Genomic DNA, 267 nt, shown 5'->3' on the forward strand with positions numbered 1-267 from the left:
ACACCAACGTCAAGGTCTACGAGATCTGGATGCGCTATCGCTTCCGTCTGGTGACAACCGGTGGTGACCCGATTACCGACTGGACCATGACCGCTTACGGCAAGACGCCCACTGCCTTCCTTCAGAGTGACGCGGCGGCGGTAAACCTGGCGGCGGTCATGGCCCTGCGGGATGCCGGAGCCAATTTTGCCACCAACTTTGCAAGGGTACCGGGGGTGAAAACCTTCCTCGATGAACTGCATGTCGAACCACTGGAGACCGGATTGT

The 267-nt window shown here is 58.8% G+C and carries 1 pseudogene; it reads left to right on the top strand.

The window, feature by feature from the left end:
- A pseudogene (locus A3709_RS23840) lies at positions 1-267 on the top strand (hypothetical protein); the annotation flags it as partial.

It is taken from the genome of Halioglobus sp. HI00S01, assembly GCF_001635445.1.
GTDB classification, from domain to species: Bacteria; Pseudomonadota; Gammaproteobacteria; order Pseudomonadales; family Halieaceae; genus Halioglobus; species Halioglobus japonicus.